Origin of the sequence: Corynebacterium imitans (assembly GCF_000739455.1) — a bacterium.
Classification (GTDB): Bacteria; Actinomycetota; Actinomycetes; order Mycobacteriales; family Mycobacteriaceae; genus Corynebacterium; species Corynebacterium imitans.
The window spans coordinates 1681549-1696923 of the sequence record NZ_CP009211.1; the positions used below are offsets into that span (position 1 = coordinate 1681549).

At 65.0% G+C, this 15375-nt stretch carries 11 protein-coding genes; 6 read left to right on the forward strand and 5 right to left on the reverse strand.

What is annotated here, in order from left to right; all coding sequences use genetic code 11:
* Positions 1-65 precede the first annotated feature (65 nt).
* Both treY and CIMIT_RS07870 read left to right on the forward strand, forming a co-directional pair.
* Complete coding sequence (treY, locus tag CIMIT_RS07865; RefSeq protein ID WP_038591394.1) at positions 66-2636, forward strand: malto-oligosyltrehalose synthase; 2571 nt, start codon at positions 66-68, stop codon at positions 2634-2636.
* A gap of 23 nt (positions 2637-2659) precedes the next feature.
* Positions 2660-3736 carry a GTP pyrophosphokinase gene (locus CIMIT_RS07870; protein ID WP_084674306.1) on the forward strand — a complete coding sequence of 359 codons (1077 nt, stop codon included), beginning with the start codon at positions 2660-2662 and terminating at the stop codon, positions 3734-3736.
* Positions 3737-3746: 10 nt separating this feature from the next.
* On the opposite strand, the gene CIMIT_RS07875 is transcribed toward CIMIT_RS07870, so the two are convergent.
* The 3 genes from CIMIT_RS07875 to CIMIT_RS07885 all read right to left on the reverse strand — a co-directional run bounded on the left by CIMIT_RS07875 (position 3747) and on the right by CIMIT_RS07885 (position 5306).
* The gene (locus CIMIT_RS07875; RefSeq protein WP_038591397.1) at positions 3747-4130 is read right to left on the reverse strand and encodes an RNA-binding S4 domain-containing protein; all 384 of its coding nucleotides are present in this window, start codon (positions 4128-4130) and stop codon (positions 3747-3749) included.
* Entirely contained in the window at positions 4131-4364 is a 234-nt protein-coding gene (locus tag CIMIT_RS07880; RefSeq protein ID WP_038591400.1) for a hypothetical protein, read from the reverse strand. It lies immediately after the preceding gene.
* A gap of 297 nt (positions 4365-4661) precedes the next feature.
* A complete protein-coding gene (locus CIMIT_RS07885) occupies positions 4662-5306 on the reverse strand; it encodes a YigZ family protein (RefSeq protein WP_038591403.1) in 645 nt (214 codons plus the stop codon).
* A 59-nt stretch (positions 5307-5365) separates the two neighbouring features.
* On the opposite strand from CIMIT_RS07885, the gene treZ reads away from it, so the two are divergent.
* Entirely contained in the window at positions 5366-7117 is a 1752-nt protein-coding gene (gene treZ / locus CIMIT_RS07890; RefSeq protein WP_038591406.1) for a malto-oligosyltrehalose trehalohydrolase, read from the forward strand.
* On the opposite strand, the gene ilvA is transcribed toward treZ, so the two are convergent.
* Positions 7114-8421: a threonine ammonia-lyase IlvA gene (ilvA, locus tag CIMIT_RS07895; protein WP_038591409.1), complete on the reverse strand. Its 1308-nt coding sequence runs from the start codon at positions 8419-8421 to the stop codon at positions 7114-7116. The genes treZ and ilvA overlap by 4 nt on opposite strands.
* Before the next feature lie 158 nt (positions 8422-8579).
* On the opposite strand from ilvA, the gene CIMIT_RS07900 reads away from it, so the two are divergent.
* The 3 genes from CIMIT_RS07900 to CIMIT_RS12370 all read left to right on the forward strand — a co-directional run bounded on the left by CIMIT_RS07900 (position 8580) and on the right by CIMIT_RS12370 (position 11701).
* A complete protein-coding gene (locus CIMIT_RS07900) occupies positions 8580-10481 on the forward strand; it encodes a choice-of-anchor I family protein (protein ID WP_038591412.1) in 1902 nt (633 codons plus the stop codon).
* 192 nt (positions 10482-10673) lie between these two features.
* On the forward strand, positions 10674-11159 hold the full coding sequence (locus CIMIT_RS07905) for a hypothetical protein (RefSeq protein ID WP_038591414.1): 486 nt from the start codon (positions 10674-10676) through the stop codon (positions 11157-11159).
* Between the two features lie 92 nt (positions 11160-11251).
* The gene (locus CIMIT_RS12370) at positions 11252-11701 is read left to right on the forward strand and encodes a hypothetical protein (protein ID WP_084674307.1); all 450 of its coding nucleotides are present in this window, start codon (positions 11252-11254) and stop codon (positions 11699-11701) included.
* Positions 11702-11784: 83 nt separating this feature from the next.
* Here the strand turns inward: CIMIT_RS12370 and dnaE are convergent, their stop codons facing one another.
* Positions 11785-15354, reverse strand: a complete 3570-nt coding sequence (gene dnaE / locus CIMIT_RS07915) for a DNA polymerase III subunit alpha (protein WP_038594515.1) — start codon at positions 15352-15354, stop codon at positions 11785-11787.
* Between the last annotated feature and the right edge of the window lie 21 nt (positions 15355-15375).

Genomic DNA, 15375 nt, shown 5'->3' on the forward strand with positions numbered 1-15375 from the left:
GTGGGGAGTACTGGCACCGCGGAGATGCCGCGAGTAAAGCGAGCCCGCACAAGGAGCGAGACGTCATGCGTCAACCAATCACTTCCACCTATCGCTTGCAGCTACGCGGACCCGGCGCGGACCCCTCCGGGCGTGCCTTCGGTTTCGCCGAGGCCGCGGAGCTCATCCCTTACCTGCGCACGCTCGGGGTGTCACACCTGTACCTCTCCCCCATTTTTACAGCGATGCCGGATTCCAATCACGGCTACGACGTGCTGGATCCCACTGAGGTCAGCCCGCAGCTCGGCGGTATCGAGGGGCTGCGCGCGCTCGCAGCCGCGGCCAAGGAGGCAGGCTTGGGGCTAATCGCCGATATCGTGCCCAACCACGTGGGCGTGGAGGTACCGCGCTACAACCGCTGGTGGTGGGACGTGCTCAAACGCGGCCAGGAATCCGAGTACGCCTCCTTCTTCGACATCGACTGGCACGAGGACAACGGCGCGGGCGGCAAGCTGGGCATGCCGGTGCTGGGCAAGGAAGGCGACGAGACGCAGCTGCGTCTTGTCCACCTGCCCGCCGATGAGTTCCCGGTAGGCCTTGCCCCCGAAGGCGAGGACGTGCTCGCTTACTTTGACAACTACTTTCCGCTGGCACCGGGCTCCTACGACAGCCTGGAGGACGATCCGCAGGAAGTCTATGCCCGCCAGGCCTACCGCTTGATGTTCTGGCGCGACGGGGTGATCTCCTACCGGCGGTTCTTCTCCGTCAACGGGCTCGCCGGCGTGCGCCAGGAGGACCCGCTGGTTTTCGAGCACACGCACCGCCTGCTGCGCCAGCTGATCGCGGAGGATCTTCTCGACGGGGTGCGCGTGGACCACCCGGACGGGCTCACCGACCCCTTCGGATACCTCTCCCGGCTGCGCGACCTGGTCGGGCCTGACCGCTGGTTGGTAGTGGAAAAAATCCTCGAAGTTGACGAGCCTTTGGACCCGCGCCTGCGAGTCGACGGCACCACCGGCTACGACGCGATGCGCGAGCTCGACGGCATCTTCCTCAACCGCTCCGCAGAAGACACACTCAGTATGCTGGCGCTGCAGCAGTCCGGCTCTACCTGGGACGACGAAGCGATTGCTGCGAGCGCACAGCAGCTCAAACGTGACGTCGCCAGCTCCGAGCTCGCCGCAGAGGTACGCCGCCTCGTACGCGCCATCCGGCGCGATAACTTCTCAGCAGCATCGGCGGTGTCTGCGCAGCCGGTACAGTCTGCGGCCGCGGACTCGGATACGCGGGATACCGTCTCCGACGAGGAACTCGCCGCGACCGTGATCGAGCTCGTCGCCGCCATGCCCGTCTACCGCGCGGACTACCGCTCGCTGTCCCGTATCACCTCTACCGTGATCGCGGAGATGTCCAAGCGCTTCCCGTCGCGCCGGGGCGCACTCGACCTCATCGCCTCCGCATTCCTCGCCTCCGGGGAAGCCAAAAACCGCTTCGCCCAGGTCTGCGGCGCGGTGATGGCCAAGGGCGTGGAGGACACCCTCTTCTACCGCGCCAGCCGGCTCGTTGCCCTACAGGAGGTCGGCGGCGCGCCGGGGCGCTTCGGTGTGGGTGCAGCCGAGTTCCACCTGCTGCAGCACGAGCGCGCGAGTCTCTGGCCGCAGGCGATGACGTCGCTGTCTACCCACGACACCAAGCGCAGCGAGGACACCCGTGCCCGCATGCTCGAGCTTGCGGAGGTCGCCAACGACTTCGCCGAGCTGGTGCGACAGGTCATGGCGATGGTTCCGCCGCCGGACGCCGCCACGGGCCACTTCCTGCTGCAGAACATCCTGGGCGTCTGGCCCTACAACGGGGAGATCACCGACGCGCTGCAAGCACGCCTGCATGCCTATGCGCTGAAGGCGGTGCGCGAAGCAGCGCTGCACACCACTTGGTTTGATCAGAACGAGCGCTACGAGCACCGCGTCATCGACTGGGTCGACGCCGTGCTCTACGGCCCCGCGGCAGCCAAGCTCACCGAGTTCGTCCAGCAGCTGCACCCGGGCGCGGTGCAGGTGAGCCTGGGCAGGAAACTGCTGCAGCTGGTGGGACCGGGCATCCCGGATACTTACCAGGGCCAGGAGTTCATGCAGCTCACACTCGTCGACCCGGACAACCGCGCGTTTGTGGACTACACCGCCCGGACCCAGGCGCTGCAGCAGTACGACGGGGCCCGCGCAGAAACGGCCTTCTCGCTCGCGCGTTTCCTCTACGGCGAGCAAGGACCCTCGCCAGAGGCGCTTGCCGACGCCGCCGACTGGGCCAAGCAGTGCGTCACCGCAGAAGGACTGCGCCTGCGCAAGGAGCTGGCCGAGGTCTTCCAATCCGGCACCTACCGCGCCGTATTCGCGACCGGTGAGGCGAAGCACCACCTCGTCGGCATGGCGCGCGGGCATGCAACCGGCGAAGCGCCAGAGAACACCGAGGTCATCGGCCTGGCAACCCGCGAACCGCTCAAGCTTGCCCGCACCGGCGGATGGGGCGACACTTCCGTGGCGCTACCGCCCGGGGTGTGGCTCGACCGGATGACCGGCACCACGTATTCGGGCACCGCGGAGGTGGCACAACTTTTCGCCACGCTGCCAGTCGCGCTTTTGGTACGCGCCGAATCGGAGTAAGGGCGAGTATGCTGTAGCCCCTGATGGCTAAGGATCGAGAAAAGCGGCAAGGGGCGGATGGCGCCGCGTCGAAAAGCGCGAAGAGCTCGAAAAGCGCGAAGCAGAAGGCGCACGACGCGACCATCGCCAGCCTTGGCAACACCTATTTCAGCTGGATCAATGCACACGAGGACGCGGCGACAAGCTTCCGCCACGCACTCCACGAGCTGATGCGCGACGCCGCGGTGAACTTTGATCGAGTCGACGCGCGCGTGAAAACGTGGCCCTCGCTGAAAGAGAAAGCCCGCAAGATGCGCGACGGCAAGCCGGTGTACCCGGACCCGTGGAACGACATCAAAGACATCATCGGCACCCGGATTACGGTGCTGCACTCCACCGAAATTCCAGCGGTACAGCGGCTGCTCGCCGAGGAGTTCGAGGTGCTGCGCAGCGTGGACAAGGCCGAAGAGACGCGCGTGGCCGGCGGGTTCGGCTACGGCTCGCACCACCTCGTGCTGCGCGTGCAGGAAACTTCCGAGGGGCTGGAAGACTACGTGGGCCAAGCCTTCGAGGTGCAGATCCGTACCGTGCTGCAGCACGCGTGGGCCGAGTTCGAGCACGACGTGCGCTACAAGCGCTCCACCGGCGAGGTCGACCCGCAGGTCGACCGCGCTTTCACCCTGGCCGCCGGGCTCATCGAGCTGGCTGACCAGCAGTTCGACCAGATCGCGAGCCTGACTGACCTCCAGCCGGGCGATACAACCGATGAGGACTCTCAGATCGCCCCGGAGACCCTGCCCGGCATCCTGACCGTGCTTCTAGGCTCCCGCTACCCGCTCTCGCGCGCGAGCGACTATCGCTTCCTCAACGAACTGTTGCGCGCGCACGGACTCGAGCGGGTCTCCCAGGTCGCGGAGCTGATCAACCCCGCAGATCTCGAGGCCGTGTCCAACAGCCTGGCCTACACCTTCGTGCCCGGGCAGGTGCGGCTTGTCGACGACCTGTTGCTCAACCGCTACGGCACCGACCACATCGAACGCACCTGGGATTCCGGCAACCGGCCGAAGGTACGCAAAGCACGTCTGACCAAGCGTTTAGAGCAGCTGCGCTCGGCGGGTTAGCGCCGTTGTGTCAGCGCCGTCGGCCAAGCAGGCGGTCGGTCTCGCGGCGTTCCTTCTTCGTCGGCCGTCCCGCGCCCCGGTCGCGCTTCGGCATACTGGCGAAGATGTCCATCGGCGGGGGCGGCGGCGAATGGTCCACGTAGCACTGCTTCGCGATCGGCGCACCCACCCGCTTACGTACCGTCGCGGTGACCTCTAGGTCCCGGTAACGGTGGTCCTTGAACACCCGCACCTCATCGCCCGGCACCACCTGGGCGGCAGGCTTGACCGACTGGCCGTTGAGCTTCACGTGCCCGGCGCGCACTGCTTCGGCGGCCAACGTGCGGGTTTTAAAGATGCGGACGGCCCACAGCCAGGCGTCGATCCGCACCGCTTTCCCGTCGGGCTGGGTCATCTAGTACACGTCTTTGTGGTTGACGATCTTCTGTATCTTCATCCAGTTGCCCACACCGCCAACCACGGCCACGACCAGGCCGAGGGCCAGAATGGCCCAGGAGCTGAAGATAAGTCCGAGTGCGATGCCGCCGACGACACCGCCGCCGGCCCACAACACGGCGTTGCGGCTATAGGTGCGCACCGCCTGCTTGCGGCGCTCGATCGGGTTATTGGGGCGTGGCTGCATCGTCATGCTGCATAGTCTAGCGCCTTCGTGGTTTCGGTTCCCTAGCGTCCCGCGATGAACGCGCCGGGGCCGTGCGAAACTCAGGGTACCAACTGGAGTGCCAAATGGAGCTAGCTCCATCTAGCGCAGCGCCGCCCCTAAAACCCCAGGTCGCGCTCTCCTCGAGGTCACAAACGGAGCTAGCTCCATTTGGCACAGCGCCGTCTCTAAAACCCCAGGTCGCCAACACACGCCGCATGCAAACGGAGCTAGCTCCATTGAGGAGGCTGCGAGAACTGCACGACCCAGCGACCACACGCGCCGCTAGCTGCCCGCTTCCACCCAGCGGTGGCCCGCGTCCTTCGTCTCGGCGGTGCCCTGGGTGGAGGCGGCGAGCTGGGCGTCGACACGCTCGCGCTCCCCCGGCGCGAACGCCAGCGTGTAGGTGGCTTGCGCGCCGTAGGCGATGTCCACGACCTCAATACCGGCGTTGCGCAGCTCAGATTCGATCCGCCCGGCCTCGGCGTGCGGCAGGTTCACGGTGACTAGTTCCCGCAGGTTCCGCGTTGCCCGCGGCGTGACTTCCAGCGTGTCGGAAACGGCGTTGGTGTACGCGCTGACCAGCCCGCCGGTGCCCAGTTTGGTCCCGCCGAAATAGCGGATGACCACGGCGCACACGTTCATCAGCCCCAAGCCTTTCAGCACTTCCAGCATCGGCGTGCCGGCGGTGCCGGAGGGTTCGCCGTCGTCGGAGGAGCGCTCGATTGGCAACGCGCCGTCGACATGCACGATGAAGGCGGAGCAGTGGTGTCGGGCGTCGGGAAACGCTTCGCGGGCGGAGTGGATAAACTCGCGGGCTTCCTCCTCCGATTCGACCCGCCCGACCCAGGTGATGAAGCGGGAGCGTTTAATTTCAAGCTCGCCGGTGGCGGGCGCGCCGGCGGCTGGCAGGTCGTAGGAGGTCAGCATAAGCCCTTAAGTGTAGCGAGTCATTGCAGCACCTCTGCCACCTCCTTAGGCTTGGGGCCATGGTTGAATCACATGTTGCTCCTGCCCGCTTCGAGGTGTGGGCCCCGCGCGCACACAAGGTTCGCGTCCACGTCGAAGGCACAGACTTCGCGCTTGCACCCGACAGTGCGCGCGAGGGCTGGTGGGTGCTCGACGACATCGCGCCGCAACCCGGCACGCGTTATTCTTTCTCGTTGTTTAACGGCACGCAGTGGTCGCATCCCATGCCGGATCCCCGCACCCGCGCGCAACCCGACGGCGTGCACGGTCCGTCGGAGGTGGTCAGCACCGAGTTCTCCTGGACCGACAGCGCATGGGCCGGCATCGAGACCAAAGACCTGCGCATCTACGAGCTGCACGTGGGCACCTTCAGCCCGGAGGGCACCTTCGCGGGCGTGATTGACAAGCTGGATCACCTGTCTGAGCTTGGGATTAACGCCATTGAGCTGATGCCAGTGCAGCCTTTCCCCGGCACGCGCAATTGGGGCTACGACGGCGTCGACTGGTTCGCCGTCCACGAGGCCTACGGCGGGCGCGAGGGGCTGAAGAAGCTTATCGACGCCGCGCATTCCCGCGGCATCGCCATCCTCCTCGACGTGGTGTACAACCACTTCGGGCCGGAGGGCAATTACAACAACGCCTTCGGCCCCTATCTCGCGGGCGGGCGCACCGACTGGGGCGAGGTGATTAACCTCTCCGGCCCGGGCTCCGACGAGGTACGCGCCTACGTGCTGGATGCGGTGCGCCAGTGGTTGGGCGAGTTCCACGTCGACGGGCTGCGGCTGGACGCGGTGCAGACGTACGACGACCGCCGCGCGTTTTCCATCATGGAGGAAATCAGCCGTCTCGCCGACGAGATTGCCGCCGAGACGGGCATTCCGCGCACCGTCATCGCTGAATCCGACCAGAACGACCCGCGCCTGATCAGCGACGTCGATCGCGGTGGCTACGGTTTGTCCGGGCAGTGGCTCGACGACGTCCACCACGGCATCCACACGCTTGTCACCGGCGAGAATCAGGGCTATTACGTGGATTACGGGACCATGGCCATCCTGGCCGACACGCTGCGCCACGGTTACCGCTTCCGCAATTCCTACTCGCGCTACCGGGGCCGCACCCACGGCCGCGAGCTGGACCTAGCCCACACCGCGCCGTGGAAGCTGGTCACCTACACCACCACCCACGACCAGACTGGCAACCGGGCAGCCGGGGATCGTCCGAGCCAGAACCTTACGCCCGCGCAACTGGTACTCAAGGCCGCGGTGGTCTTCCACTCCCCGTTTACCCCGATGCTGTTTATGGGCGAGGAGTTCGCCGCGCAGACGCCCTTCCCCTTCTTCGTCTCGCATACCGATGAGGGCCTGCTCGAGGGCACTCGCCTGGGCCGTCTCGAGGAGTTCTCGCAACAAGGCTGGGACGCGACAGACGTCCCCGACCCCGCGAGCCCCGACACCTACGAGCAGGCGAAACTCGACTGGGAGTTCTCGGAGCAGCAGCAAGACGTCCTTGACGCCTACCAACGCCTACTGCAGCTACGCAGCGAGCACGGCTGCAACCGCGAGGACCTGCGCAACTTACGCGTCGAGCACGGCGAGCGGTGGCTGACCATGGCCAACGACAGTGATGACGCCGTCGTCCTTGCCGCGAACTTCAGCGACGAGCCGGTCACTGTGCCCGTCGGCGGCACGCTTGTGTACTCCTTCACCTCTCCTGAGGTCGGCGCGGACGAGACCGTGCTCGATCCGTGGGGCTTTGCCTATATTAAGCGCTAGCCCGCGACGATGAACTCGTACTCCGGGGTGCCGGGCTTCAGCTGGCGGCACTCGATGACGGAATCCGCCATCCGCTCCAGCAGCGGCTCGAGATCGCTAGCGCGAGTCAGCTCGATGCCGACAAGCGCTGCCCCGGTCTCGCGGTTGTTCTTCTTCAAGTACTCGAACAACACGATGTCGTCGTCCTCGCCCAGGATGTCGGTAAGAAAGGTGCGCAGCTGCCCTGGCTCCTGCGGGAAGTTGACCAAGAAGTAGTGCTTCAGACCGCGGTGGACGAGTGAGCGTTCCATGACCTCGGCGTAGCGCAGCACATCATTGTTGCCGCCGGAGATCACGCACACCACAGTGCTGCCCGGCTGGATCTTCATGCCAGCCAGACCAGCAACCGAGAGGGCACCGGCCGGCTCAGCGATGATCCCCTCGTTCTGGTACAGCGCGAGCATCTCCGTGCACACCGCGCCCTCGTCGGCGCGCAGCAGGTGGGTGCGCCCCTGGTTGTGCTCAATGACCTCGAAGGGGAATTCGCCGATGCGCTTGACCGCCGCGCCGTCGACGAAGGGGTCAATATCAGTCAGCGTCACCGGGCTGCCATGCTCGAGGGCGGCGTGCAGCGAGGCCGCGCCGCTCGGCTCCACGCCAACGACCGCAGTGCGCGGGGACATATCGGCAACGTAGGAGACGATGCCGCCGAGCAGGCCGCCGCCGCCGACGGGCACCATGATGGTGTCCAGCTCGCGGCCGAGGCCGGTCAGCTGCGCGAGGATCTCGGCGGCGACGGTGCCCTGGCCGATCACGGTGTCGCGCGCGTCAAAGGGCTCGATCATGGTCGCGCCGCGCTCCGCCGCGTCCGCGCGGGCGGCCTCCGCTGCCTCGTCGAAGGTGTTGCCGGTGACAACGAGTTCTACGAAGTCCCCGCCGTGGACCAGGATGCGGTCGCGCTTCTGCTTCGGCGTGGGCTTCGGCACGAAAATCTTGCCCTGGATGCCCATCGCCCGGCAGGCATAGGCCACGCCTTGTGCATGGTTGCCTGCCGACGCCGCCACCACGCCCGAAGCACGCTGCGTGTCGCTGAGACGCGAGATGTTGTAGTACGCGCCCCGGATTTTGTAGGAGCGCACGTCCTGCAGGTCCTCGCGCTTGAGGTAGATATCAGCCTCGTACTGCTGCGACAGGCGCGGGCAGTACTGCAGCGGGGTGGGCTCAATCACCGAGGAAATCTTTGCCTGAGCTGCCTGAATATCGGCCGCGTGGACCGGCTGGTAGTTGCTCGTGGATGGCTGTGTGTGCTCGGTGCCTGCATTCATGGTGGATAAGTCTATCCCTTCGCAGGCAGTGGTGTGTCGCGACCTCGGATTCCACTTGAACGTGCGGTGGTTCACCGAGAGTTCACCCCAGATTTTCCTGGCAACTACCTGGCGAAAATACGCTGGCTCCAAGCTTCAACTACGCAGAAAGGTGAACCATGTCCACGTTTCCCCGTTCCTCCCGCCGCACGCTGACGCTTCCTGCCGTCGCAGCGCTCGCGGTCGGTCTCGTCGCTGTCGCACCGGCCGATGCCGCAGGCGTCGCCCAGCCCGTCTACGACCAGGCCGCAGATTCCAGCGTCGCGGTCAAGACTCTGGGGTCCTACGGCACGGGCGTGTTCGATGAGTCGGCGGCGGAGATTGTGGCCTACCACGCGGCGTCGAAAAGGCTGCTCACGGTAAACGCGAACTCTGGCAAGATCGACGTGCTGGACGTGTCCAACCCTGCTGAGCCGACCAAGGTCGGCGACGTCGACGGCGGCAAGGACACCACCATCAACTCCGTCGCCGTGCGCGCCGACGGCCTTGCCGTAGCCACCGTCGAGCCCAACGCGGATAAGACGGCTCCGGGCGAGGTGATTTTCTTCGACGCCGGTGCGGAAACACTCGGCGAGGTGCTCGGGCGCGTGGGCGTCGGCTCCCTGCCGGACATGGTCACCATTACCCCGGAGGGCGACTACGCCCTGGTGGCTAATGAGGGCGAGCCCGCCGAAGACTACTCGGTCGCCCCAGAGGGAACGGTGTCCGTGATCAACCTGCCGAAGGACCTCGCCGCGCCTGCGGCAGACGCCGTGCGCACCGCCGACTTCCGTGCGTTCGAGGGCACGTTGGCGGACAAGGGCGTGCACATCTTCGGGCAGGTGGGGGCGTCGACAAGCGAGGCGCAGAACCTCGAGCCGGAGTACATCGCGGTCAACGGCGGCAAGGCCTACGTCACCCTGCAGGAGAACAATGCGATCGCGGTGGTCGACACCGCTTCGGCCAAGGTGGAAGACGTCTGGCCGCTGGGATACATCGACCGCCGCGAGGTGCCTTTCGACGCCTCCGATAAGGACGGCAAGATCAACATCACCAACTGGCCGGTCAAGTCGATTCTGCAGCCCGATTCCATCGCCGCCTACAACGTCGACGGGAACACCTACCTGGTGCTGGCCAACGAGGGCGACGCCCGCGACTGGGACGGCTACTCCGAGGAAGCACGCCTGAAAAAGTTCGGCTCCAAGGGCATCGCCCCGATCTGCGAAGGCTACGGGGGCCTTTCTGCCGAGCAGCTTGCAGAACTGCAGTCCGACGAGCAGCTTGGCCGGCTGAACATGACCACTGCCTTCGGCCTGAACGAGGAGAAGGGCTGCTACGACGATCTGTACAACTACGGCGGCCGCAGCTTCTCCATCTACACCGCCGACGGGCAGCGCGTGTTCGACTCCGGTGCCGACTTCGAGCAGATCACCGCGCGCGTCCTGCCGGACAACTTCAACTCCAACCACACCGAGACCTCCTTTGAGACCCGCTCGGATGACAAGGGCCCGGAGCCGGAGGGCGTCGCTGTAGGCGAGCTCAACGGCCGCACCTACGCGTTTGTCGGTTTCGAGCGCGTCGGCGGCGTCATCGTCTACGACATCACCGACCCGCAGAACGCGAAGTACCAGGCCTACATCAACAACCGCGACTTCTCCATCAACATGGAGGAGCTCGAGAGCGATGAGGCGATTGCCGACGGCCTGTCGAAGGTCGGCGACCTCGGTGCCGAAGGCCTTGCCTTTATCCCCGCTGCGGACTCCCCCAACGGCGAGGCGCTGCTCGCGGTGGGCAACGAGGTCTCCGGCACCACGACCCTGTTTTCGGTCACCTCCCTGCTGGAGAAGCCCGCCGACCCGGGCCAGGACCAGGGCGCAGACAAGGACGACTCCTCGACCGCCGGCACGGTCGTTGCAGCCATCGCCGGCGTGCTCGGCGTCATCGCTGCGGTTGTTGCCGCGGGCGTGTCGATGGGGTGGCTGCAGAACCCGCTCGACCAGGTACTCAGCCAGCTGCCGCCGCTGCCGGGACTTCCCCGCTAATGGGGTATGAGTGCGTCCACATAGTTTTGCCTTAAAAGCCAGTTAAGCTGCGGCGGGTGTGGGCGTCCTGCCTGGTAGTGACACTGCACTATCCAAATCGTTATAAACCTGCTACTTTTTCTATCGACCTTGCTGTAATCGTCCAGTCGATTCACGGCTAAGTACAGAGATCCCCACGAGGAGCACATAACCATGAAGCGTATTTCTACCGCCGTTGTCGCAGCAGCGACCGCACTGGCCATGACCGCAACCCCGGCCTTCGCTGCCGAGGAGACCCAGAACGACCAGAACGTCACCGCTGACCAGGGCACCGAGAAGCCGGAGCAGCCGGAGAACCCGGGCGAAGGCTCCGAGGAGGGCGAAGGCTCCGAGGACCAGGAGACGCCTGAGAACCCGGAGAAGCCTGAGACCCCGGAGAAGCCGGAGAAGCCGGGCGATACTGGCAACCAGGGCGGCAACACCAACAAGACGCAGGGCTCCGCTGGTTCCTCCAACGGCCACGTCGTGGGCATCACCTCTGGCCTGGCTGGCGCTACCGTGACCCTCGCACTGATCATCGGCTCCAACCCGACCGGTCTGAACAAGATCATCGACTACCTCAACGCAAACTTCCAGCTGGGTCTGCCGCACCTGCACGTGCCGAAGGTACAGCTGCCGAACATCCCGAACTTCTTCTAAGTTCGTTGTAGTGTCTTAGACGGCACTGTCGGCGGGGCGCTGTTTGGTGCGCCCCGCCTTTTCTTTTCTCATTCTCCGGAAGGACTCAAGACGTGAAGGCTACGTACCCCGTTGCGGCCGCAACTGTCGCAGCACTCGCCGTTGCTGGGCTCAGCCCCGTCTCGGCACAGGACGCACCAAAGACTGCTTCTGCCCCGACCACCGCGACAGCCACAGCGACAACAACGCCGAGTGCGACTGCAACGCCGACGACCACCACGCCGACATCGTCAGCCACGCCCGAGGGTCCGACCCCAGTCACCGTGACCGTCACCGCGCCCGCCGTAACTGCCACCACGACCCCCTTCCGCGCGACGGGTCCGAGCTCCGAGTGGATCAACAAGGGCGCGCTGGATGAACGCGGCCAGGAGATCTTCACCTACATCTCCTTCGCCCTCAGCATGATCGGTGGCTTGCTGCAGGCTGCGGCCTTCGTGGCGGCCGCTTCTCCCAACATGCAGGCGCAGTTGAAGTCGATGCTTGCGCGCGTCGGCATCAAGTAGCCGCTTGCCTCACGAAAAACCACACCGCCCGTGGCGCTGCGTCGTTGCAGTGCCACGGGCGGTGTGCGTTCTGTACCGCTGTCCTAACCCAAAATGCCCATGCCCATGGTGGCCTTGAGGTCACCCATCAGGTTGGCGGAGCGCTCCACGCGCAGGTGATCGCCAAGCACCATCATCTGCGTGTGGTCCCCGTTGACCAGGTTCAAGTACACGTCCGAGTCGCCGGGGTTGTTCTGCAGTACGCCTTTTAGGCGCGCGATATTTTCGATGGTGCACTGGTCAGTGCGCAGCGTGAGGCGCAGCGGCAGACCTGCGCCCTGCCCGGGCCCGAGCTCGGGGACTTTCACGTCGTCGCCAAAGAGGCTCATGCGCTCGTCGCGAATGGTCACGCGGGCCTTGACCAGGATGATGTTGTCCTCCACGATCTGCGGGGCGACGAGTGAGTACACCTTGTTAAACAGCAGGACTTCCACCTGCGCGCCGTGGTGGTCCTCAATAGTCACGATGGCCCAGGGCGAGCCGTCCTTCTTGGAGAAGCGACGGTCCACGCTGGAGATCAGCCCGCCGAGGGTGACCTCGGTGCCGTGGCGCAGCTCGCCGGAGAGCACAGTGGTCAGCTCCGTGTCGGTCTGCTGCGCGATCGCCTCCTCGAAGCCGTCCAGGGGGTGGCCGGAAACGTACAGGCCAAGCATTTCGCGCTCCAGAGCGAGCTTGTGCTTCTTGTCCCACTCGTCGTCCGGGATGTCCATGGAAAAGACGGCCGTGGCGCTTTCCTGGCCGTCCTCGCCGCCGCCGAGGCCAGCAAAGAGGTCAAACTGGCCCTTGTCCGCGGCCTTCTTCGTGGTGAGCACGGAATCAACCATGTCTTCCTGAACCAGCATGAGCCCCTTGCGAGCGTGACCGAGCGAGTCGAAGGCCCCGGCTTTGATCAACGACTCGGTGATGCGCTTGTTGCACGGCAGCAGATCGATCTTGTCCAGGTAGTCGGAGAAGCTGGTGAAGTCACCCTTCGTGCGGCGGGTTTCCTTGATGGACTCCACCACTTCGGCGCCCACGTTGCGCACCGCGGCAAGGCCGTAGCGGATGTCTTTGCCCACAGCCATGAAGTTCTCTTCCGACTCATTAATATCCGGCTGCAGCACGGAAATACCAAGGTGGCGGCAGTCGGACAGGTAAATGGCGGACTTGTCCTTCTTGTCGCCCACCGACGTCAGCAGTGCGGCCATGTACTCGGCGGTGTAGTTCGCCTTCATGTAGGCCGTCCAGTAGGACACCAGCGCGTAGCCTGCAGCGTGTGACTTGTTAAACGCGTAAGAAGCAAACGGCTCGATGGTGCCCCAGAGCGCGTCCATCGCGCTCTTGGAGTAGCCGTTCTCCTGCATGCCGCCCCAGAACTTGTCGTACTGCTGCGCAAGCACTTCCGGCTTCTTCTTACCCATCGCCTTACGGAAGCCATCTGCCTCACCAGCGGTGTAGTTCGCCACCTTCTGCGAGATACGCATGATCTGCTCCTGGTACACGATCAGGCCGTAGGTCTCGTCCAGGATCTCCTTGAGCGGCTCGTCCAGCTCCGGATGAATCGGCGTGATGGGTTTACGCCCATTCTTGCGGTCAGCGTAATCCCAGTGGGCGTTCACGCCCATCGGACCCGGGCGGTAGAGCGCCAGCGAGGCGACGATGTCCTTAAACCCGGTCGGCTTCATGCGCTTGAGCAGCTCCTGCATGCCGCCGGAGTCCAGCTGGAACACGCCGAGCGTGTCACCGCGGGAGAGCAGCTCGTAGACCGCCGGGTCGTCGGTATCCAGGCCCTCCAGGTCGAGGGTCTCGCCGCGGTTCTTCTGCACGTTCTCCAGGGCGTCGCCAAGCACGGTGAGGTTACGCAGGCCCAAAAAGTCCATCTTCAGCAGGCCGATAGCCTCGCAGGCCGGGTAGTCCCAGCCGGTGATGATCGCGCCGTCGGCGGGGCGCTTCCACATCGGAATGTGGTCCATGAGCGGCACCGAGGCCATAATCACCGCACAGGCGTGCACGCCCGCCTGGCGCACCACGCCTTCCAGTCCGCGGGCGGTCTCGTAGATCTTGGCCACGTCCGGGTCGGTCTCGATCAGCGAGCGCACCTCGGCCGCCTCGGCGTAACGCTCGTGCTCGGGATCGGTGATACCGGCCAGCGGGATGTCCTTGGCCATGATCGCCGGCGGCAGGGCCGCGTTGATGCGGTCGGCCATCTGGAAGCCGGGCTGGCCGAAGTTCACCTTCGCCGAGTCCTTAATCGCCTGCTTCGTCTTCACCGTGCCGAAGGTGATCACCTGGGCGATCTTGTCCTCGCCCCAGCGCTCGGCAGCATAGGTGATCATTTCGCCGCGGCGGCGATCGTCAAAGTCGATATCGATATCCGGCGCGGACGGGCGCTCCGGGTTGAGGAATCGCTCGAAGAGCAGGCCGTGCTCCATCGGGTCGATGTTGGTAATGGTCAGTGCGTAGGCCACCAGCGCGCCAGCGGCGGAGCCACGGCCGGGCCCAACACGGATGCCGATCTCGCGGGCGTGCTTGATTAGCTCGGCAACGATCAGGAAGTAGGACGGGTAGCCCTTCATGTCGATGACGTCGATCTCGTACTTCGCGCGGTCGAGGTACTCCTGCGGGACTTCCTTGCCCTCGAAGCGATCCTCCAGCCCGCGCTGGACTTCCTTGCGCAGCCAGCTGGTCGGGGTCTCCCCTTCCGGCACGTCGGCGACCGGCATGCGGTCGTGCGGGTGCTCCTCCCACAGCTCGCCGTAGTCGCCGACGCGCTCGGCGATCCAGAGCGTGTTGTCGCAGCCGTCCGGCACCGTGGAGTCCCACAGCTCACGCATCTGCTCGGCGGTCTTGATGTAGTAGCCCGTGCCATCGAACTTGAAGCGGTCCGGGTCCATCAAAGTCTTGCCGGTTTGCACACACAGCATGGCCTCGTGCGAGGGTGCCTGGGACTCCAGCACGTAGTGGCAGTCGTTGGTCACCAGCGGTGGCAAGTCGAGTTCCTTGCCGATGCGCAGCAGGTCGTCGCGGACGCGGCGCTCGATGTGCAGCCCATGGTCCATGAGCTCCAAGAAGTAATTGTCCCGGCCGTAGATGTCTTGCCACATCGCGGCGGCCTCGAGCGCCTCGTTGTACTGGCCAAGACGCAGGCGGGTCTGCACATCGCCCGACGGGCATCCGGTGGTCGCGATGATGCCGTCGGCGTGTTCGGCAATCAGCTCAGCGTCCATACGCGGCCACTTGCCAAGCTGCCCCTCGTAGGAAGCGAGCGAGGACAGGCGGAACAGGTTGCGCAGCCCCGTCGCGTTCTCCGCGAGCATGGTCTGGTGCAGATACGCGCCCGAGGCGGAGACATCGTCGCGCTTCTGGTCCGGGGTGCCCCACAGCTGGCGCTTCTTGTTTAAGCGCGAGCCGGGCGCCATGTAGGCCTCGATGCCAATAATCGGCTTGATCCCCGCGTCCACCATGCGGCGGTAGAAGGCGTTGGAGCCAAACATGTTGCCGTGGTCCGTCATGCCCACGGCGGGCATGCCCTGGCGGGAAACCTCCTCTGCGAGCAGATCCACCTTTGCCATGCCATCCAGCATGGAAAACTCGGTGTGGTTATGCAGGTGGACGAAGGAGGATTTTTTGGCCATGCCGGCCATCATATCCCGCCG

Excerpts from the sequence above, each read along its gene's own strand:
- ilvA (WP_038591409.1), bottom strand. The coding sequence starts at position 8,421 with ATGAATGCAGGCACCGAGCACACACAGCCATCCACGAGCAACTACCAG.
- CIMIT_RS07875 (WP_038591397.1), bottom strand. The coding sequence starts at position 4,130 with ATGACCCAGCCCGACGGGAAAGCGGTGCGGATCGACGCCTGGCTGTGG.
- CIMIT_RS07885 (WP_038591403.1), bottom strand. The coding sequence starts at position 5,306 with ATGCTGACCTCCTACGACCTGCCAGCCGCCGGCGCGCCCGCCACCGGC.
- treY (WP_038591394.1), top strand. The coding sequence starts at position 66 with ATGCGTCAACCAATCACTTCCACCTATCGCTTGCAGCTACGCGGACCC.
- dnaE (WP_038594515.1), bottom strand. The coding sequence starts at position 15,354 with ATGGCCAAAAAATCCTCCTTCGTCCACCTGCATAACCACACCGAGTTT.
- treZ (WP_038591406.1), top strand. The coding sequence starts at position 5,366 with ATGGTTGAATCACATGTTGCTCCTGCCCGCTTCGAGGTGTGGGCCCCG.
- CIMIT_RS07900 (WP_038591412.1), top strand. The coding sequence starts at position 8,580 with ATGTCCACGTTTCCCCGTTCCTCCCGCCGCACGCTGACGCTTCCTGCC.
- CIMIT_RS07870 (WP_084674306.1), top strand. The coding sequence starts at position 2,660 with ATGGCTAAGGATCGAGAAAAGCGGCAAGGGGCGGATGGCGCCGCGTCG.
- CIMIT_RS07905 (WP_038591414.1), top strand. The coding sequence starts at position 10,674 with ATGAAGCGTATTTCTACCGCCGTTGTCGCAGCAGCGACCGCACTGGCC.
- CIMIT_RS07880 (WP_038591400.1), bottom strand. The coding sequence starts at position 4,364 with ATGACGATGCAGCCACGCCCCAATAACCCGATCGAGCGCCGCAAGCAG.